Genomic DNA, 16,072 nt, shown 5'->3' with positions numbered 1-16,072 from the left:
GCCAAGCCCGGCTGCCGCTGCGGCGCAAGCGACTTTTCCCAAGCCTCAAAACTGTCTATCACTTCGAGCAAAGCTTTAGAAACCCTCGGAACGTCCCGGAGACCCCCGTGTTGAAACTCTCGCGTAGTCTTTTTGCCGTCGCTGCGAGCCTTGCTCTTCTGGGGGGCTGCGCGCTGCCGCGTGGCGCCGCGATGCAATCCGAGATCCTCGCCCAGGCCGACAAGCAGAACCCGACCTTCCAGGTGGTCGAGGTGACCCGCGCGAACATGCCGCTGATCGCTTCTTGGCCGCAGACCGGCCCGACGCTCGACGGCCGCTGGCCGCGCACCTCGACCGGAACCAACCAGAGCGTCATCCAGACCGGCGACCACATCGACATCCGCATCTGGGACAGCCAGGAAAACTCGCTGCTGACCAACCCCGCCGAGAAGTTCACCGTGCTGCCCGCGGTCGAGGTCGGCGCCAATGGCGCGGTCTTCCTGCCCTACGTCGACGAGGTCTTCGTGCGCGGCCTCAGCCCGGCGTCGGCGCGCGGCCGCATCCAGGAAAAGCTCGAGGCCATCGTGCCGACGGCGCAGGTGCAGGTGAGCCTCACCGAGGGCCGTGGCAACGCCATCGAGATGGTCAGCGGCGTCGCCCGTCCGGGCAGCTTCCCGATGCCCTCGCGCAACTACAAGATCCTCGGCGCCATCGCCGATGCGGGCGGCATCAACCCCGGCCTGAAGAACCCGCTGGTGCGGCTCATCCGGCAGGGCACCACCTACGAAATCTCGGCCCGCACCCTGATGGAGAGCGGCGCCTACAACTCGCTGCTGCTGCCCGGCGACACGGTTGTCATCGAAGAGGACTACCGCACCTTCACCGGCATGGGCGCCTCGTCGCGGCAGACGCTTGTCAACTTCCCCAAGGACGAGATCAACGCGCTCGAGGCGCTGTCGCTGATCGGCGGGCTCTACGACGTGCGCGCCGATCCCACCGGGGTGATGGTGCTGCGGGAGTACACGCCCAAGCAGCTGGGGTCGGGCGCTGCCAGGCCGAACATGCAGCAGGTCGTCTTCACCTTCGACATGACCACCGCCGACGGGCTCTTCGCGGCGCGCAAGTTCCCGATCTACCCCGACGACGTGGTGCTGGCGACCGAGAGCCCGCTGGCCGGCCTGCAGACCCTGCTGAGCATCATCAACAGCGGCGTGACCACCACGCAGCGCACCACCGCGCTCGTCAACTGACACCGGGCGGTGCCCTATCAGAAAACGAGAAGGGCGCTCCCGCAGGAGCGCCCTTTGCCGTTTCAGAGCCGTTTGCAGTCGGTGAGCCCGGCTCACTCCGTGACCGAGGCGAGATAGGCGTAGACGTCTTGCATGCCTTTCTTCAGCTTGAAGGTCATGCCCGAGCGCGCGGAGCTGTCACCGAGATATTCCTGCAGGAAACCCGAGGGATCCTGCACGTAGGTCTCGAGGCTCGCCTCGTCCCAGACCAGGCCCTTCTGACCGGCCTCGACGATGGAGGCCTTGTAGCGGTAGCCGTCCTCGCTGCCCGCGACGCGGCCGACCACCCCGTAAAGGTTCGGCCCGGTCCGGCCACCTTTCTGGATCGGCGTGCCATCGTCTGCCTGGATCACGTGACAGGCGCGGCAGCGCTGCTCGAAGAGCTTCTTGCCCGCCTCGGCGTCCCCGGCCTGGGCGGAGCCCGCCACGAACGCGGCCGCGATGCCCAGCATCATCTTGCTATACATACCATTCTCCAGTTTCGCGTCTCCGGTTACGGTTCTAGGGCAGTCTGCCCCGCGATGCGCTGCGACGGAATGCCCGGCGCGGGAAAAATGCCGCGACTTGACCTTGTCGCGGGCAGCAGTGAAACAGACGCTTCAGAAGGAGGCGCCGCATGGCCCAAGACATTCCCGCGTGGGTGGAGGACACCCTCGTTCCGGTGGACAAGCTCGAAGTGCACCTCAAGGGGCTGCGCCACAAGGCGGTCTCGGTCTTTGTCATGCGCGAGGGACGGACGCTGCTGCAGCGCCGGGCGCTGGAAAAATACCATACGCCGGGTCTCTGGGCGAACACCTGCTGCACCCATCCGCATTGGGACGAAAGCCCGCGCGACTGCGCGCTTCGGCGTCTCGACGAGGAACTGGCGCTGCGCGGGCTCGATCCGCAGTACCGCGGACAAGTGGAATACCGGGCCGAGGTCGGCGGTGGCATGACCGAGCACGAGCTTGTCGATATCTTTGTGGCAGAGGCCAGGCCAGGGGTCGAGCCCGCGCCGAACCCCGCCGAGGTCATGGACACCGAATGGCTCACACTGTCCGAGGTGCGCAAGCGCATCGCTGCGCAGCCCGAGGCCTTCACCCCCTGGCTGCGCATCTATCTCGCCGAGCATGGCGAGATGATCCTCGGCTGACGCGTCAGCGCCGTTTCTTGAGATAGACGTAATAGGCTCCGCCGCCGCCGTGCTTGATATGCGCCTCCGAGACCTGCAGCACGCAGGCCGAGAGCGGCGGCATCCGCAGCCATTGCGGCACCTGGGTCTTAAGAACGCCGCGGCGGCGCGGCATGGGGTCGTGCGGATCCTCGCGCATCCCCTTGCCGGTGATCACCAGAACCAGCCGGAAGCCGCGCATCTGCGTGCCGAGGATGAAGCCCGCCAGCTCGCGGTGCGCCTGGTCCAGCGTCATGCCGTGCAGGTCGATCCGCGCCTCGGGCTGCAGCTTGCCGCGCTTGAGCCGGCCAAAGGCCTTGGCATCCATGCGCACCGGGTCCTGCGCCAGCCGGTCCGAGGTCGAGGCGAAGAAGTCGTGCCGCTCCTGCGGGGTCGGCGCGCGGGTCCCGAGCGCGAAATTATGCACCGGGTCGCGGGGCACTATCGGCTTGCGCAGCTTCGCGGGCTTGGGGGCAGGGGTTTCGGGGGCCATCTTTCGGCCCGGCAGCTTCTCGGCGCTGCGCGCGACAAGCTGCCAGAGCTCAAGCTCGTCCGGACGCAGCTTGCGGCGGCTCACAGCACCGACTCCGGCAACAGCGCATAGGCGCGCTGGATCGGCAGGAGCACCACCAGACGGCCCGGATCCTTCATCGTGCCGGCCTTGCGCCCGGCCGCGTCGCCGGTGCCCATGAAGACATCGGCACGCTGCGGACCCTTGATGGCGGAACCGGTGTCCTGCGCGATCATCAGCCGGTGCAGGGGCTCGGCGCCCGCTTTCTCGATCCACACCGGCGCGCCAAGAGGCACGTAGGCAGGATCCACGGCAATCGAGCGCAGCGGCGTGATCGAACGGTTCATCGCCCCAAGCGGGCCGAGCTCGGCGGGCACCTCGTTCACCTCGCGGAAGAAGACGTAGGAGGGGTTGTGCATCAGCAGCTCGGCCCCGTCCTCGGGATTGTCGCGCACCCAGGACTTGATGACCTGTGCCGAGACCTCGTGCAGGCTGAAAATGCCGCGCGCCACCAGCTCCTTGCCGATCGAGCGGTAGGGATGACCGTTGGCGCCGCCGTAGCCGACCCTGAGGTGCTGCCCGTCGGGCAGGCGGATGCGGCCCGAGCCCTGCACCTGCAGGAAGAAAAGCTCGACGGGGTCGGCGACCCAGGCGATCTCGAGCCCGCGGCCCTGCAGGACGTCGCCGGTGAGAATATCGCGCCGGGTCAGCCACGGACCTTCGGTCTCGGCGATCTCGGGCGGCAGGCGGTAGACCGGGTGGGTGTGGAGCGGATCACGCTGCAGGGAACCGTCTATCTCCGGCTCGAAATAACCGGTGAAGAGCCCGCCGGTGCCTTCCTCGGCATCTTCCGGCGCGCCGGTGATCATCACCGGGCGGAAGAACAGCTCGAAGAACTCGCGGGCATCCCCGGCATCCCGCGCGAGTGCGCAGAGCGACCGCCAGTCGGGGTCGGTCATATCGCCGCAGGTGTTCAGAAAAACCGAAAGGGCGGCGGAATGATCATCCGTCGCCCATCCGTCGAGATCGCCGAAGCTCAGGATCTCGTAGTTGGTGTCGCTTTCCGCAGCGGCCATGGTCCCTGCCAGTATTGCTCCTGTCAGCACGGCCGCCCGGATCGCGCGCCTCATTCGTCGGTCGCGACCAGCTGCCAGTTGGGATCGTCGCTACCCATGTTGCGGGCGTAGGTCCAGACATCCTTCTGACGTTTTACCGATGTCGGGCTGCCCTCGATCACGGTGCCCGAGGCATCCTTCACAACCGAGGTCAATTCGCCGGTGTAGCGCACGGTGATCTCGGCCAGCTTGGAGACTTCGTCAAAGGCCGCCTCGACAAGGGACATCTCGCGCACGCCGACGAATTCGGCCTCGATGGTCAGGCCTTGCTGGCGGCGGTGCTCGACCACTTCGGCAAAGCTCTCATACACATCCTCGGCGAGGAAGGGCTTGAGCTCTTCCACATCTCCGCGCTCGAATCCCATGAGGATCATCTCGTAGGCACCGCGCGCGCCACCGAGGAACTCGCCCACGTTGAAGCTTGGGTCGACCGCCTTCATTTTGGCCAGCGCCTTGGCCGAGGGGCTGCCCTCGGGGGCATGGTCGATGATGTCGTGGTCAGGCCCGCCCTCGATCACCTCGAAGTCGCGACGGCTGTCGTCACGGCGGGACGGTGCCTGCACGGGCGGCTTCTCGAACCCGTCGCGTGTGCCCAGCACGCTCCGCAGACGCAGGATCAGAAAGATCGCGATCGCGGCAAGTACCAGCAGCTGGACGATCGGCATATTCATCGGCACCTCTTGGGCAAAACATGGAAAATCTGGTGTTGCATTCCTATGTAGGCACTGGGCAGCGCCAAGTCTACCAGTGCGCACCCACGGAAAAGGAGTGAGGCCATGTGGCTATTTCTGGCATTCGTCGCGGTGCCGCTCATCGAGATCACGCTGTTCATCCAGGTCGGAGGGCTGATCGGCCTGTGGCCGACGCTGCTGATCGTGGTGGTGACCGCCATCCTCGGCACGGCTCTGGTGCGGCGCGAGGGTCTTCGGGCGCTGTCGGATCTGCAGAGCTCTTTCTCTCGGCTTCAGGATCCGACCCGACCGCTGGCGCATGGCGCGATGATCCTGTTTTCCGGCGCGCTTCTGCTCACGCCCGGCTTCTTCACTGACGCCTGCGGTTTCGCGCTGCTGATCCCAGCGGTGCGGGACGCGGTGATGCGTTTCATCTCGAGCCGCATCAAGGTGCAGCGTTTCGAGATGGGCGGGCATCCCCAGAGCGGCCCGCGCCCGCAGACCGAGCCCTATCGCCCCGGCCCGCAGACACAAGATGACGTGATCGAGGGGGAATTTACCGAGATTCCCGGCTCAAAGCGCCCCAATCACCCAGGGTCAGGTTGGACTAAGCATTGAGCCGTTTCCCCGGGGCTGCTATTCGGAAACAAAATCCAACAGGAGCTTTCCATGGCTGAAATCAGCGAAAACGGCGCGGCAGACGCGCAGCAGTCCCCGGCAGCGGTCAAGATGAACGTACTCGCGCAGTTCGTGCGCGACATGAGCTTCGAGAACATCCTTGCGCAGAAGGGCGTGACCGGTGAGGTCCAGCCCGACGTTCAGGTGCAGGTGAACCTCGATGCCAAGAAGCGCTCGGCCGACAACCAGTACGAAGTCGTTCTGAAGCTGAAGGTCGAGTCCAAGTCGAAGGCGACCGGCGACATGCTGTTCATCCTCGAGCTGGACTACGCCGGCGTGTTCAACATCGAAGGCGTCCCGCAAGAGCAGCTGCACCCGTTCCTGCTGATCGAATGCCCGCGCATGCTCTTCCCCTTCGTGCGCCGCATCGTGTCGGATGTGACCCGCGACGGTGGCTTCCCGCCGCTGAACCTCGAGACGATCGACTTCGTCGCGCTGTACCGCAACGAGATCGCGCGCCGTCAGCAGGCAACTGCCGCGGCCGGCGAAGAGCGCAAGCTCGACGCCTGAGCGCTTGCGAGGTGGCGGGGCTTCAGCCCCGCGACCAGAGCGCCTTTTCTCCGAGTTTTTCGACAAAGGCGGCGTGAGCCGCCTTTTCTTCCTCGGTGATGCGCGAAGGCAGGGCCACGGGCCGCCGGGACGGTCGCCATTCCTCTTCGCCTCCCGCGCTGTTGCGGCCAGAGGACACCGGCGCCAGCACCAGGTCCGGTTGCTTGCCGCCGATCAGTTCCAGATAGACTTCCGCAAGGATCTCGCTGTCGAGCAGTGCCCCGTGCAGCGTCCGGCTGGAGTTGTCGATGCCGAAACGGCGGCAGAGCGCGTCCAGTGACGCGGGCGAGCCGGGGAACTTCTTGCGCGCGATCATCAGCGTGTCGATGGCGCAATCCTTTGGAAGTTGCGGACGGTTCGCCCACTTCAATTCTGCATTGAGAAATTTCACGTCGAAGCTGGCGTTGTGGATCACCAGCTTGGCGTCCGTACCGATAAAGGCGATGAACTCGTCGACGATCTTGGCGAAGACCGGCTTGTCGCGCAGGAAGTCGTCGCCCAGCCCGTGCACCTCGAAAGCCTCCTGCGGCATCGCGCGCTCGGGGTTGATGTACTGGTGATAGACCTTGCCCGTCGGCACGTGGTTGTAGAGCTCGACCGCGCCGATCTCGACGATGCGGTCGCCCTGTTCCGGCTCGAAGCCGGTGGTTTCGGTGTCGAGAACGATCTCACGCATCGATCCGCCTTTCGATTTCTTTCAGAACAGCCTGAACCTGCGCGCGGGCATGGTCCAGCGTGTCCGTTGTGATGACAAAATCCGCGCGGGCGCATTTCTCGGCATTGGGCATCTGGCGGGCGAGGATGCGATCGAGATCCTCCGCGCTCATCGTGCCCCGCGCCAGAACCCGGTCGCGCTGGATGTCTTCGGGAATGGTGACACAGGCCACCGCGTCGAACTCGGTCTCGGATCCGGTCTCGTAGAGCAGGGGGATGTCGAAGACGCCGATGGCCTCGGGGTGTGTTCTGTCGAACTCTGCACGATCGGCTCGCACCAGCGGGTGCACGATGGACTCGAGGCGCTTCAGCGCCGTGCGATCCGCCGCAATGACCTCGCGCAGGGTCTCACGTGAAACCGCGCCATCGACGATGGCCTGCGGGAAGGCCGCACCGATGGCAGCGACCGCCGCGCCGCCCGCAGCATAGAGCCTATGGACCGCCGCATCGGCGTCCCAGACCGGACAGCCCGCCTCGGCAAAGAAGCCTGCGGTCTGCGACTTCCCCATGCCGATGGATCCGGTGAGACCGAGCCTGAACCGCATCAGAGCACCGCGTCGCGGGTCGCCTGATCCACCACCGGGCGTTTGCCGAACCAGCGCTCGAAGCCCGGCACCGCCTGGTGCAGCAGCATGCCCAGGCCGTCGACGCAGGTGCAGCCCAGCTCGCGGCCGATACGCAGCAGGCGGGTCTCCAGCGGCGTGTAGACGATGTCGGTCACCAGCGTGCCGGGCCGCAGCCCGTCCAGAGGCACCCGCAGCTCGGGCTTGCCGACCATGCCGAGCGAGCTGGTGTTGACCACCGTGTTCGCCTCTTCCAGCACGTTTCCCGCATGCACCCAGTCGATGACATGGATACGCTGACCGAAGTCCTCGCGCAGCTTCTCGGCGCGCAGCCGCGTACGGTTGCTGAGATAGATTTCCGGCACCCCGGCCTCGAGCAGCGCGGTGATCACCGCGCGCGAGGCACCGCCCGCGCCCAGCACCACCGCCGGGCCGGCAGTGGCGCGCCAGTCGGGAGCGCCCTGCTTGAGGTTCTCGAGAAAGCCGTAGCCATCGGTGTTGTCGGCGTAGATCTTGCCGCCCTCGCGAAAGGTCAGCGTGTTCGCCGCACCGATAAGCGTCGCCCGGTCCGAGACCATGTCGGCGATCTCCATCACCCGCTCCTTGTGCGGAATGGTGATGTTCACCCCGACAAAGCCGATCTCGGGCAGCAGGCGCAGCGTTTCTTCCAGCTTCGCTGCGGGCACGTCCATCGGGATGTAGTGCCCGGAAAGCCCGTAGCTCTTCAGCCAGTGTCCATGCAGCCGAGGAGAGCGGGAATGCGCGATGGGTGAGCCGATGACACCCGCAAGAGGGATCCGCTCGCCGCTCATCCGGCAATCACCCCGCGCACTTCCAGAAAGCCCAGAAGCTCCAGCAGCGGCAGCCCCAGAATGGTGAAATGGCTTCCCTCGATACTCGCAAACAGTCGCACGCCTTCCTCCTCCAGCTTGAAACCACCCACGGACGTGCGCAGGCTCTCCCAGTTTCTCTCTATATAGTCATCAAGATAGGCTTCCGAGAAAGCCCGCATCTTGAGACGTGCAACGCCGACGTGACGCCAGACCGGCTCGCCAGCCTCGTAGATGACCGCCGCCGACAGAAGCTGCAGCCGCTGGTCGCGCAGCTCCAGGAGCTGGGCACGGGCCTCTTCGGGGCTTTCTGGCTTGGAATAGAGCTTGCCGTTGCAGCTCAGCACCTGGTCGCAGCCAAGCACCAGCGCGCCGGGGACGCGGGCCGACACCTTGCGCGCCTTATACTCGGCCAGCGCGTCCGCCACGTCGCGCGGCGCGGCGCCCTCCGCCAGAAGCGAATCGCGAATCGAGGATTCATCGACGCGCGCCACTTCGATTCCGAACGGAACGCCGGCGGCGCGCAGCATTTCGGCGCGGATCTGGGAGCCGGAGGCGAGGACGAGCGGAAGACTCATGGGGATAAACCTGTTCGCAGACTTGGGCCTTTGTCAGGGGAAGCTTCTGGGGAAAATCGCCCCCGGTTTCAAGGCTGGGGAGATCTCTTCAGGCTCACGTCGAGTCGCGGTGATTCCTGAGTCTGTGGGTTTGGATAACTCCCCGCTGTGGAGAACCGGATCCGGACGGATCTCTCCAAGATCTGTCCACAATGGGGTATCACGCGCTATAAGGGCTTATTTATATGATCCAAACATAGTTTCACCCAAAGCAGATCCGACAGATCTCCGCAGATCTATCCACAGAAGGATCCGCCGTGGACAGAGCTCCGTGAAACATTTGATCCACCGGACTCGGGTTACCTATAATCAAAATCATCTCTTCTTTTCTTTATTTAATTTTTTGAAATCCAGGCGGGCTGGCACCGAACCGCTCCGGGAATTGACTTCGACCGGGGGAGGGGATAGGCATCTTCTCAACACCTGTTCTGGTGGGACCTTCCCAAAAGACACACGCAGATAGCTGCGAAACGACGGCCGATCGCGGCCCGGAGGAATTCATGACTGATGCCGATATCGTCGAGCGTCTGAACCTGTCCGATCTCAAGGCGCAGAGCCCGAAGGATCTCCTGGCGATGGCCGAGGAGCTCGAGATCGAGAACGCATCGACGATGCGCAAGGGCGAGATGATGTTCCAGATCCTGCGCGAGCGCGCGGACGAAGGCTGGACCATCTTCGGAGATGGCGTTCTCGAAGTGCTGCAGGATGGCTTCGGCTTCCTGCGTTCGCCCGAGGCGAACTACCTGCCGGGCCCCGATGACATCTATGTCTCGCCCGACATGATCCGGAAATACTCGCTGCGCACCGGCGACACCATCGAAGGCGAGATCCGTGCGCCCGACAACGAAGAGCGCTACTTCGCGCTGGTCGACGTCTCGGCGATCAACTTCGAGGATCCGGACCGCGCCCGTCACAAGATCGCCTTCGACAACCTGACGCCGCTCTATCCTGACGAGCGCCTGAAAATGGAAGTCGAGGATCCGACGATCAAGGACAAGTCGGCCCGGATCATCGACCTGGTCGCGCCCATCGGCAAGGGTCAGCGTTCGCTCATCGTCGCGCCGCCGCGGACCGGTAAGACGGTGCTGCTGCAGAACATCGCCAACTCGATCGAGAAGAACCACCCCGAGTGCTACCTCATCGTCCTGCTGATCGACGAACGCCCCGAGGAAGTCACCGACATGCAGCGCTCGGTGAAGGGCGAGGTCGTCTCCTCGACCTTCGACGAGCCGGCGACCCGTCACGTGGCCGTCTCGGAGATGGTCATTGAAAAGGCCAAGCGTCTCGTCGAACATAAACGAGATGTTGTGATCCTTCTCGACTCGATCACAAGACTTGGTAGGGCGTTCAACACCGTCGTGCCGTCGTCGGGCAAAGTCCTGACCGGCGGTGTCGATGCGAACGCGCTGCAGCGTCCGAAGCGTTTCTTTGGTGCCGCGCGGAACATCGAAGAGGGTGGCTCGCTCACCATCATCGCGACCGCGCTGATCGACACTGGCTCGCGCATGGACGAGGTGATCTTCGAAGAGTTCAAGGGCACGGGTAACTCGGAGATCGTGCTCGACCGCAAGGTTGCAGACAAGCGCGTCTTCCCGGCGATCGACATTCTCAAGTCGGGCACCCGGAAAGAGGATCTGCTCACCGACAAGGTCGACCTGCAGAAGACCTTCGTGCTGCGCCGGATCCTCAACCCGATGGGCACGACCGACGCCGTCGAATTCCTGCTCTCCAAGCTCAAGCAGACGAAGACCAATGGCGAGTTTTTCGACTCGATGAACAGCTAAACATAAACCGCAAAGGAGGCGGGGATGGATACGATCTTCGCACTTGCCAGCGCGGTCGGCAAAGCAGGCGTTTCCGTGGTGAGGGTTTCCGGACCCTCCGCATGGGACGCCTGTTCTCGTCTTTGCGGCGATGTGCCAGCGCCGCGCCGCAGCGCGCTGCGCAAGCTGACCGACGGGGCAGGGCAGGTGCTCGACGAAGCGCTGGTCCTGACGTTCGAGGCAGGAAAGAGTTTCACCGGCGATCAGGTCGTCGAGTTTCACCTGCACGGCAGCATCGCCATCCTGCGCGCGGTTCTTCGTGAACTTGCCGCCATGGAGGGGATTCGCCAGGCTGAACCGGGCGAATTCACGCGCCGGGCGCTGGAACACGACCGGTTGGACCTGACCCAAGTCGAGGCGCTGGCGGATCTGATTGAGGCCGAGACAGAAAGCCAGCGGACCCAGGCGATGACCATTTTCGCCGGTGCCCTCGCCCAGAAGGTTGAGATCTGGCGCGAGGAACTGATCTTCGCCGCCTCTCTGCTCGAGGTGACGATAGATTTCGCCGATGAAGAGGTTCCGGTCGACGTCAGCGACGATGTGCGCTCGGCGCTGATCGAGGTGAAAGGCGAACTCGAGCGTGAGCTCGCGGGCGTTGACGCGGCGGAACGTATCAGGTCCGGCTTCGAGGTCGCGATCATTGGGCGGCCGAATGTCGGAAAATCAACTCTTCTCAATGCCTTGGCGGGACGTGACGCTGCGATAACCTCGGAACACGCGGGCACCACCCGTGATGTCATCGAGGTCCGCATGGAAATTGCCGGCCTCCCGGTGACGCTTCTTGATACGGCTGGTTTGCGCGAGGCGGCAGATCCGGTCGAGAAAATCGGCATTCAGCGCGCCCGCGATCGCGCCGAACTGGCGGACCTGCGGGTCTTTCTTTTGGAGGCCGACGAGACGCTGGATGTCTTCCCGCGTGAGGGCGACATCGTCCGCCGCTCAAAGGGAGATCTCTCTGGCGACGCGCAGGCGATTTCCGCCGCCACCGGGCAGGGGATCGAGGCGCTGATTTCCGAAATTGGCGGCACGCTTTCCGAGCGCGTTCAATCCAGCGGCCTCGCGACGCGGGAGCGACATCGAATTGCCTTCCAGGAAGGCGCCGATGCGCTCAAAACCGCGCTGGAATTGCTTGATTTTGGACCCGAGCGGTACGATATCGCTGCGGAGGAAGTCCGGGTCGCGATTCGACGCCTTGAGGCCTTGATCGGGCGCGTCGATGTGGAAAATCTGCTGGACAAGATCTTCTCGAGCTTCTGCCTGGGTAAGTAAGGAGTGTTTCACGTGAAACAACTCGATTTCGACGTCGTCGTCGTTGGCGGCGGACATGCAGGCACCGAGGCCGCAGCGGCTTCGGCGCGAATGGGCGCAAAGACGGCGCTTGTCACCCTGACCCGAGGCGGGATTGGGGTCATGTCGTGCAATCCGGCCATCGGCGGCCTCGGAAAAGGCCATTTGGTGCGCGAAATCGACGCCATGGATGGTGTCATGGGCCGCGTCGCTGACCGTGCGGGCATCCAGTTCCGCCTTTTGAACCGCCGCAAAGGCCCAGCGGTGCAGGGGCCGCGTACCCAGGCGGACAGGAAGCTCTACCGCGACGCCATGCTGCGCGAGATGGAAGCCGCACCGAATCTTTCCATCGTGGAAGGGGAGGTCACGGATCTTCTGAAGACGGGAGATCTCGTTCAAGGCGTGCTCCTTGCCGACGGATCCGAGCTCAGATCCGGCGCCGTGGTGCTGACCACGGGCACGTTCCTGCGCGGTGTTATCCACATCGGCGATCAGAAGCGTCCCGGCGGCCGCATGGGCGACAAGCCGGCCGTAAAATTGGCAGAGCGTCTTGATGAAATTGCGCTGCTGCTGGGTCGTCTGAAGACTGGAACGCCGCCGCGTCTCGACGGCCGAACGATCAATTGGGATCGTCTCGACAGCCAGCCCGGTGACGATGATCCGGCGATGTTCTCGTTTCTGTCGAAGAAGCCCTTCGTGCGGCAAATATCCTGCGGGATCACCCATACAAACGCGCGCACGCACCAGCTGATCCGCGACAATCTTTCGCGGTCCGCCATGTATGGTGGCCATATCGAGGGGATTGGCCCGCGCTACTGCCCGTCGATCGAGGACAAGATCGTGCGCTTCGCGGATAAGGACTCTCATCAGATTTTCCTTGAACCAGAGGGACTTGACGACCACACGGTCTATCCGAACGGGATCTCGACGTCGCTGCCTGAAGACGTGCAGGAGGCCTATGTCCACTCCATCGTCGGTCTCGAAGAGGCAAGGATCCTTCAGCCCGGATACGCCATCGAGTATGATTTCGTCGATCCCCGGGCGCTTGATCTGCGGCTTTCGGTCAAATCCTGCTCGGGGCTCTACCTCGCAGGGCAGATCAACGGCACCACGGGCTACGAGGAGGCCGCAGCCCAGGGTTTGGTCGCGGGTCTGAACGCGGCCGCGCAGAGCCTTGATCGGGAAGAAATCACCTTCAGCCGCGCCGAAAGCTACATCGGCGTGATGATTGACGATCTCACGTCTCGCGGGGTGACGGAGCCCTATCGCATGTTCACATCGCGGGCCGAGTTCCGCCTCTCGCTCCGCGCAGACAATGCCGACCAACGTCTGACGCCCATGGCGATGCAGCTTGGCTGTGTCTCGCAAGAGCGCAAGGCGGCTTTCCTGGAGAAGGCTGAAAAGCTCGAACAGGGTAGGGGGCTGCTGACTGAAATCACCATGACCCCGCGTGAGTTGGCCGACCTGGGGCTGAAGATGAATGCAGACGGCGCGCGACGCAGCTTGTTCCAACTCCTCTCGTACCCGGATATTTCGATGGAGTTCTTGCGCGCGCATGTGCCGGATCTGTCGGCCATCAATGGCGACATCGGGGAGCAGCTTGCAAAGGATGCCCTCTACGCCAACTACATTGACCGGCAGAAGCGCGATGTGGAAGCGTTGAAACGGGATGAGACCTACCAGGTCCCGGCGGACTTCGATTTTTCGACCATCGAAGGCCTTTCGACCGAGCTGAAACAGAAGCTGGCGCGCGCGAAGCCCTCCACCCTGGCGCAGGCGGCGAAAGTTGACGGGATGACGCCTGCAGCCCTCTCGCTCCTGCTCATCCGGTTGCGTCGGAACGACAAGGCGCGTAGCGCATGAGGGAATTGGACCTCGGGGGCGGGCTCAGTGTTTCACGTGAAACATGGGATCGCCTCGACCACTACACGGATCTTCTGAAGAAGTGGAACCCCAAGATCAACCTCGTCTCGCCGTCAACCTTGGCGGAAGCCTGGACGCGGCACATCGTGGATTCTGCGCAAATCTGGGGTATTCCACAGGAATATCCCCAGCACTGGGCGGACTTGGGCGCTGGTGGTGGCTTTCCTGGACTGGTCATCGCCATCCTGCGCGATGAATTTGCACCTGGAATGACGGTGACGCTGGTCGAGAGCGATCAGAGGAAATGCGCTTTCCTGCGCACCGTTCTTCGCGAGACCGGGGTCGAGGCCACCGTCGAGGCCCGCAGAATCGAGGAAATTCCTCCGCTCGGCGCGGATCTGCTGAGCGCCCGCGCGCTGGCTTCGCTCGACAAACTTCTTGGCTTTGCCGACCTCCATATGTGCAAGAACGGCAGCGCTCTCTTTCCCAAGGGGGCCCAAGCCGAAAAAGAAATCGCAGAGGCACGCAAGATGTGGCAGTTTGATCTGGAACGGCATACTAGTCTTACCGATCCTCACGCGGTTGTCTTGCAAATCGGAGCTCTGACTCATGTCTGATACCTTCCGGCCCGGCGCGGCCAAGATCGTTGCCATTGCCAACCAGAAGGGGGGCGTGGGCAAGACCACGACCACGATCAACCTTGGCGCGGCGCTGGCAGAGCGCGGTCTGAAAGTGTTGATCGTCGATCTTGACCCGCAGGGGAACTCGTCGACGGGGCTTGGAATCGAGCCTGAGGCGCGGGAATACACCGCCTACGAGCTTCTGCTCGAGGATGCGCCGCTGTCTGACATGATCCTCGAAACCGAAACCGCGAATCTGAGACTTATCCCAGCGACGGTGGATCTCGCTTCGGCCGATATCGAGCTTGTGGCGAACGAGAAGCGCAGCTTCCTGTTGCATGACGCGCTGCGGCAGGCCGAGATGGCCCAGTTCGGGTTCGACTTCATCCTGATCGACTGCCCGCCGTCGCTGAACCTGCTGACGGTCAACGCGATGGTTGCCGCGCATTCGATCCTGGTGCCGCTTCAGAGCGAGTTTTTCGCGCTCGAGGGTCTGTCGCAGCTGATGTTGACGATCCGCGAAGTGCGCCAAAGCGCCAACCCGGAGCTGCGGATTGAGGGCGTGGTGTTGACCATGTTCGACGCGCGCAACAACCTGTCGCGCATGGTCGAGGAAGATGCGCGCGCCAACCTCGGCGATCTGGTGTTCAACACGGTGATCCCGCGCAACGTGAGGGTCAGCGAGGCGCCGTCCTATGCTTGCCCGGTGCTGACCTATGACACGAATTCCAAGGGCGCGCTGGCCTATCGGGCGCTGGCCGACGAGCTGCTGCGCAACAATGCGCAGATGGCGGCATAAGAGAAAATTCGAGACGAGAGGGCAGTTATGGCAGAGAAGCGCGAAATGCGTCGGGGACTCGGGCGAGGGCTGTCGGCTCTGATGTCGGATGTGGATGTACGGCCCGCGGTGATCCCCGAGGAAGAGGCGTCGCCGCGCCAGCCTGATCGGATGATTCCGATCGAGAAGCTTTTCCCGAACAAGGACCAGCCGCGCCGGACCTTCACACCGGATCAGCTGAACGAGCTCTCGGAGTCGATCCGGGCCAAGGGGATCATCCAACCGATTATCGTGCGACCGCGGCCCGGCGCCGAGGGTGAGTTCGAGATCGTCGCGGGCGAACGCCGTTGGCGCGCCGCGCAGATGGCGCAGCTGCACGAGGTGCCGGCGCTGGTTCGAGACTTCGACGACATCGAGGTGCTCGAGGTCGCGATCATCGAGAACATCCAGCGCGCGGATCTCAACGCCATCGAAGAGGCGGCGGGCTACAAGCAGTTGATGAACCGCTTTGGCCATACCCAGGAAAAGATCGCCGAGGCGCTGGGGAAGAGCCGGAGCCATATTGCGAACCTGCTGCGATTGCTGAACCTGCCGGAGTCGGTGCAGACCATGGTGGTCGACGGCGAGCTGACCGCGGGCCACGCGCGCACCTTGATCACCTCGGAGAACCCCGAAGAGCTCGCGAAAGAGATCGTTCGGCGCAAGCTGTCGGTTCGCCAGGCGGAGCAGCTCGCCAAGCCGCAGACACAGAAAGCCCCGAAACAGGGCCTGAATGGCTTTGGCGGGCCGCAGAAGGACGCGGACACGCGGGCGCTCGAGGGGGATCTCTCGGCAGCGCTCGGGATGAAGGTCGCGATCCAGAACGCCCCGGGGGCGGAGAGCGGGAAGCTAGTGGTCAGCTATGAGAGCTTCGAGGAACTGGACAAGCTCTGTGCCATCCTGAGCGCCGCGCGCTGAGAGATCTCTCCACAAGATCCTGTGGAAGGATCTCGAGAGTCTTCACATGAAGCAAAAAGCGTAGGCCTCGGACGGCGC

Annotated in this window: 18 protein-coding genes; 10 read left to right on the top strand and 8 right to left on the bottom strand. The window is 63.6% G+C overall.

Annotated elements, in window-relative coordinates; all coding sequences use genetic code 11:
- Positions 1 to 107 precede the first annotated feature (107 nt).
- Positions 108 to 1,229 (top strand): polysaccharide biosynthesis/export family protein, encoded by a 1,122-nt coding sequence (locus tag G0D83_RS10075; RefSeq protein WP_254694417.1) that lies wholly within the window; start codon positions 108 to 110, stop codon positions 1,227 to 1,229.
- Between the two features lie 92 nt (positions 1,230 to 1,321).
- Here G0D83_RS10075 and G0D83_RS10070 read toward each other — a convergent pair whose 3' ends face one another.
- Entirely contained in the window at positions 1,322 to 1,735 is a 414-nt protein-coding gene (locus G0D83_RS10070) for a cytochrome c family protein (RefSeq protein WP_164192912.1), read from the bottom strand.
- A 149-nt stretch (positions 1,736 to 1,884) separates the two neighbouring features.
- On the opposite strand from G0D83_RS10070, the gene idi reads away from it, so the two are divergent.
- Complete coding sequence (idi, locus tag G0D83_RS10065) at positions 1,885 to 2,400, top strand: isopentenyl-diphosphate Delta-isomerase (RefSeq protein ID WP_164192908.1); 516 nt, start codon at positions 1,885 to 1,887, stop codon at positions 2,398 to 2,400.
- Between the two features lie 4 nt (positions 2,401 to 2,404).
- Here the strand turns inward: idi and G0D83_RS10060 are convergent, their stop codons facing one another.
- From G0D83_RS10060 to G0D83_RS10050, 3 genes are read right to left on the bottom strand one after another with little or no spacing between them, the layout of a single operon-like run.
- On the bottom strand, positions 2,405 to 2,995 hold the full coding sequence (locus tag G0D83_RS10060) for a Smr/MutS family protein (RefSeq protein ID WP_164192903.1): 591 nt from the start codon (positions 2,993 to 2,995) through the stop codon (positions 2,405 to 2,407).
- The gene (locus G0D83_RS10055) at positions 2,992 to 4,059 is read right to left on the bottom strand and encodes a murein transglycosylase A (RefSeq protein ID WP_164192900.1); all 1,068 of its coding nucleotides are present in this window, start codon (positions 4,057 to 4,059) and stop codon (positions 2,992 to 2,994) included. Before G0D83_RS10055 ends, G0D83_RS10060 begins: the two co-directional genes overlap by 4 nt.
- A complete protein-coding gene (locus tag G0D83_RS10050; protein ID WP_164192896.1) occupies positions 4,056 to 4,715 on the bottom strand; it encodes a Tim44/TimA family putative adaptor protein in 660 nt (219 codons plus the stop codon). The genes G0D83_RS10055 and G0D83_RS10050 overlap by 4 nt, the downstream gene beginning before the upstream one ends.
- Before the next feature lie 105 nt (positions 4,716 to 4,820).
- On the opposite strand from G0D83_RS10050, the gene G0D83_RS10045 reads away from it, so the two are divergent.
- Together G0D83_RS10045 and secB are read left to right on the top strand one after the other, a co-directional pair.
- The gene (locus G0D83_RS10045; RefSeq protein WP_164192893.1) at positions 4,821 to 5,333 is read left to right on the top strand and encodes an FxsA family protein; all 513 of its coding nucleotides are present in this window, start codon (positions 4,821 to 4,823) and stop codon (positions 5,331 to 5,333) included.
- Between the two features lie 60 nt (positions 5,334 to 5,393).
- Positions 5,394 to 5,903 (top strand): protein-export chaperone SecB, encoded by a 510-nt coding sequence (gene secB, locus G0D83_RS10040; RefSeq protein WP_108967451.1) that lies wholly within the window; start codon positions 5,394 to 5,396, stop codon positions 5,901 to 5,903.
- A 22-nt stretch (positions 5,904 to 5,925) separates the two neighbouring features.
- On the opposite strand, the gene dnaQ is transcribed toward secB, so the two are convergent.
- The 4 genes from dnaQ to G0D83_RS10020 are packed head-to-tail and all read right to left on the bottom strand — an operon-like array spanning position 5,926 to position 8,627.
- On the bottom strand, positions 5,926 to 6,618 hold the full coding sequence (dnaQ, locus tag G0D83_RS10035; protein ID WP_164192890.1) for a DNA polymerase III subunit epsilon: 693 nt from the start codon (positions 6,616 to 6,618) through the stop codon (positions 5,926 to 5,928).
- Positions 6,611 to 7,201 (bottom strand): dephospho-CoA kinase, encoded by a 591-nt coding sequence (gene coaE, locus G0D83_RS10030; protein WP_164192885.1) that lies wholly within the window; start codon positions 7,199 to 7,201, stop codon positions 6,611 to 6,613. Before coaE ends, dnaQ begins: the two co-directional genes overlap by 8 nt.
- Positions 7,201 to 8,031 carry a shikimate dehydrogenase gene (locus tag G0D83_RS10025; RefSeq protein ID WP_164192882.1) on the bottom strand — a complete coding sequence of 277 codons (831 nt, stop codon included), beginning with the start codon at positions 8,029 to 8,031 and terminating at the stop codon, positions 7,201 to 7,203. Before G0D83_RS10025 ends, coaE begins: the two co-directional genes overlap by 1 nt.
- Positions 8,028 to 8,627 carry a nucleoside triphosphate pyrophosphatase gene (locus tag G0D83_RS10020; protein ID WP_164192878.1) on the bottom strand — a complete coding sequence of 200 codons (600 nt, stop codon included), beginning with the start codon at positions 8,625 to 8,627 and terminating at the stop codon, positions 8,028 to 8,030. Before G0D83_RS10020 ends, G0D83_RS10025 begins: the two co-directional genes overlap by 4 nt.
- Before the next feature lie 539 nt (positions 8,628 to 9,166).
- On the opposite strand from G0D83_RS10020, the gene rho reads away from it, so the two are divergent.
- The 6 genes from rho to G0D83_RS09990 are packed head-to-tail and all read left to right on the top strand — an operon-like array spanning position 9,167 to position 15,994.
- Positions 9,167 to 10,450 (top strand): transcription termination factor Rho, encoded by a 1,284-nt coding sequence (rho, locus tag G0D83_RS10015; protein ID WP_108964223.1) that lies wholly within the window; start codon positions 9,167 to 9,169, stop codon positions 10,448 to 10,450.
- A 24-nt stretch (positions 10,451 to 10,474) separates the two neighbouring features.
- Positions 10,475 to 11,758, top strand: a complete 1,284-nt coding sequence (mnmE, locus tag G0D83_RS10010) for a tRNA uridine-5-carboxymethylaminomethyl(34) synthesis GTPase MnmE (protein WP_164192875.1) — start codon at positions 10,475 to 10,477, stop codon at positions 11,756 to 11,758.
- A gap of 12 nt (positions 11,759 to 11,770) precedes the next feature.
- Positions 11,771 to 13,639 carry a tRNA uridine-5-carboxymethylaminomethyl(34) synthesis enzyme MnmG gene (gene mnmG, locus G0D83_RS10005; RefSeq protein WP_164192872.1) on the top strand — a complete coding sequence of 623 codons (1,869 nt, stop codon included), beginning with the start codon at positions 11,771 to 11,773 and terminating at the stop codon, positions 13,637 to 13,639.
- Positions 13,636 to 14,256 carry a 16S rRNA (guanine(527)-N(7))-methyltransferase RsmG gene (gene rsmG, locus G0D83_RS10000; protein WP_164192869.1) on the top strand — a complete coding sequence of 207 codons (621 nt, stop codon included), beginning with the start codon at positions 13,636 to 13,638 and terminating at the stop codon, positions 14,254 to 14,256. Before mnmG ends, rsmG begins: the two co-directional genes overlap by 4 nt.
- A complete protein-coding gene (locus G0D83_RS09995; protein WP_108964219.1) occupies positions 14,249 to 15,058 on the top strand; it encodes a ParA family protein in 810 nt (269 codons plus the stop codon). Before rsmG ends, G0D83_RS09995 begins: the two co-directional genes overlap by 8 nt.
- Before the next feature lie 27 nt (positions 15,059 to 15,085).
- A complete protein-coding gene (locus G0D83_RS09990; protein WP_164192866.1) occupies positions 15,086 to 15,994 on the top strand; it encodes a ParB/RepB/Spo0J family partition protein in 909 nt (302 codons plus the stop codon).
- The last annotated feature ends 78 nt before the right edge of the window (positions 15,995 to 16,072 follow it).

It is taken from the genome of Salipiger sp. PrR003, assembly GCF_010500785.1.
GTDB classification, from domain to species: domain Bacteria; phylum Pseudomonadota; class Alphaproteobacteria; order Rhodobacterales; family Rhodobacteraceae; genus Salipiger; species Salipiger pacificus_A.
The sequence above is the reverse complement of the archived record's forward strand: the minus strand, read 5'-3'. Positions and strand labels throughout refer to the sequence as shown.

What these genes read in the sequence shown, in the direction of transcription:
- rsmG (WP_164192869.1), top strand. Translation starts at nt 13,636, where the DNA reads ATGAGGGAATTGGACCTCGGGGGCGGGCTCAGTGTTTCACGTGAAACA.
- G0D83_RS10055 (WP_164192900.1), bottom strand. Translation starts at nt 4,059, where the DNA reads ATGAGGCGCGCGATCCGGGCGGCCGTGCTGACAGGAGCAATACTGGCA.
- dnaQ (WP_164192890.1), bottom strand. Translation starts at nt 6,618, where the DNA reads ATGCGTGAGATCGTTCTCGACACCGAAACCACCGGCTTCGAGCCGGAA.
- rho (WP_108964223.1), top strand. Translation starts at nt 9,167, where the DNA reads ATGACTGATGCCGATATCGTCGAGCGTCTGAACCTGTCCGATCTCAAG.
- G0D83_RS10025 (WP_164192882.1), bottom strand. Translation starts at nt 8,031, where the DNA reads ATGAGCGGCGAGCGGATCCCTCTTGCGGGTGTCATCGGCTCACCCATC.
- G0D83_RS10050 (WP_164192896.1), bottom strand. Translation starts at nt 4,715, where the DNA reads ATGAATATGCCGATCGTCCAGCTGCTGGTACTTGCCGCGATCGCGATC.
- G0D83_RS10070 (WP_164192912.1), bottom strand. Translation starts at nt 1,735, where the DNA reads ATGTATAGCAAGATGATGCTGGGCATCGCGGCCGCGTTCGTGGCGGGC.
- mnmE (WP_164192875.1), top strand. Translation starts at nt 10,475, where the DNA reads ATGGATACGATCTTCGCACTTGCCAGCGCGGTCGGCAAAGCAGGCGTT.
- G0D83_RS10045 (WP_164192893.1), top strand. Translation starts at nt 4,821, where the DNA reads ATGTGGCTATTTCTGGCATTCGTCGCGGTGCCGCTCATCGAGATCACG.
- G0D83_RS10020 (WP_164192878.1), bottom strand. Translation starts at nt 8,627, where the DNA reads ATGAGTCTTCCGCTCGTCCTCGCCTCCGGCTCCCAGATCCGCGCCGAA.
- G0D83_RS09990 (WP_164192866.1), top strand. Translation starts at nt 15,086, where the DNA reads ATGGCAGAGAAGCGCGAAATGCGTCGGGGACTCGGGCGAGGGCTGTCG.
- G0D83_RS09995 (WP_108964219.1), top strand. Translation starts at nt 14,249, where the DNA reads ATGTCTGATACCTTCCGGCCCGGCGCGGCCAAGATCGTTGCCATTGCC.
- coaE (WP_164192885.1), bottom strand. Translation starts at nt 7,201, where the DNA reads ATGCGGTTCAGGCTCGGTCTCACCGGATCCATCGGCATGGGGAAGTCG.
- idi (WP_164192908.1), top strand. Translation starts at nt 1,885, where the DNA reads ATGGCCCAAGACATTCCCGCGTGGGTGGAGGACACCCTCGTTCCGGTG.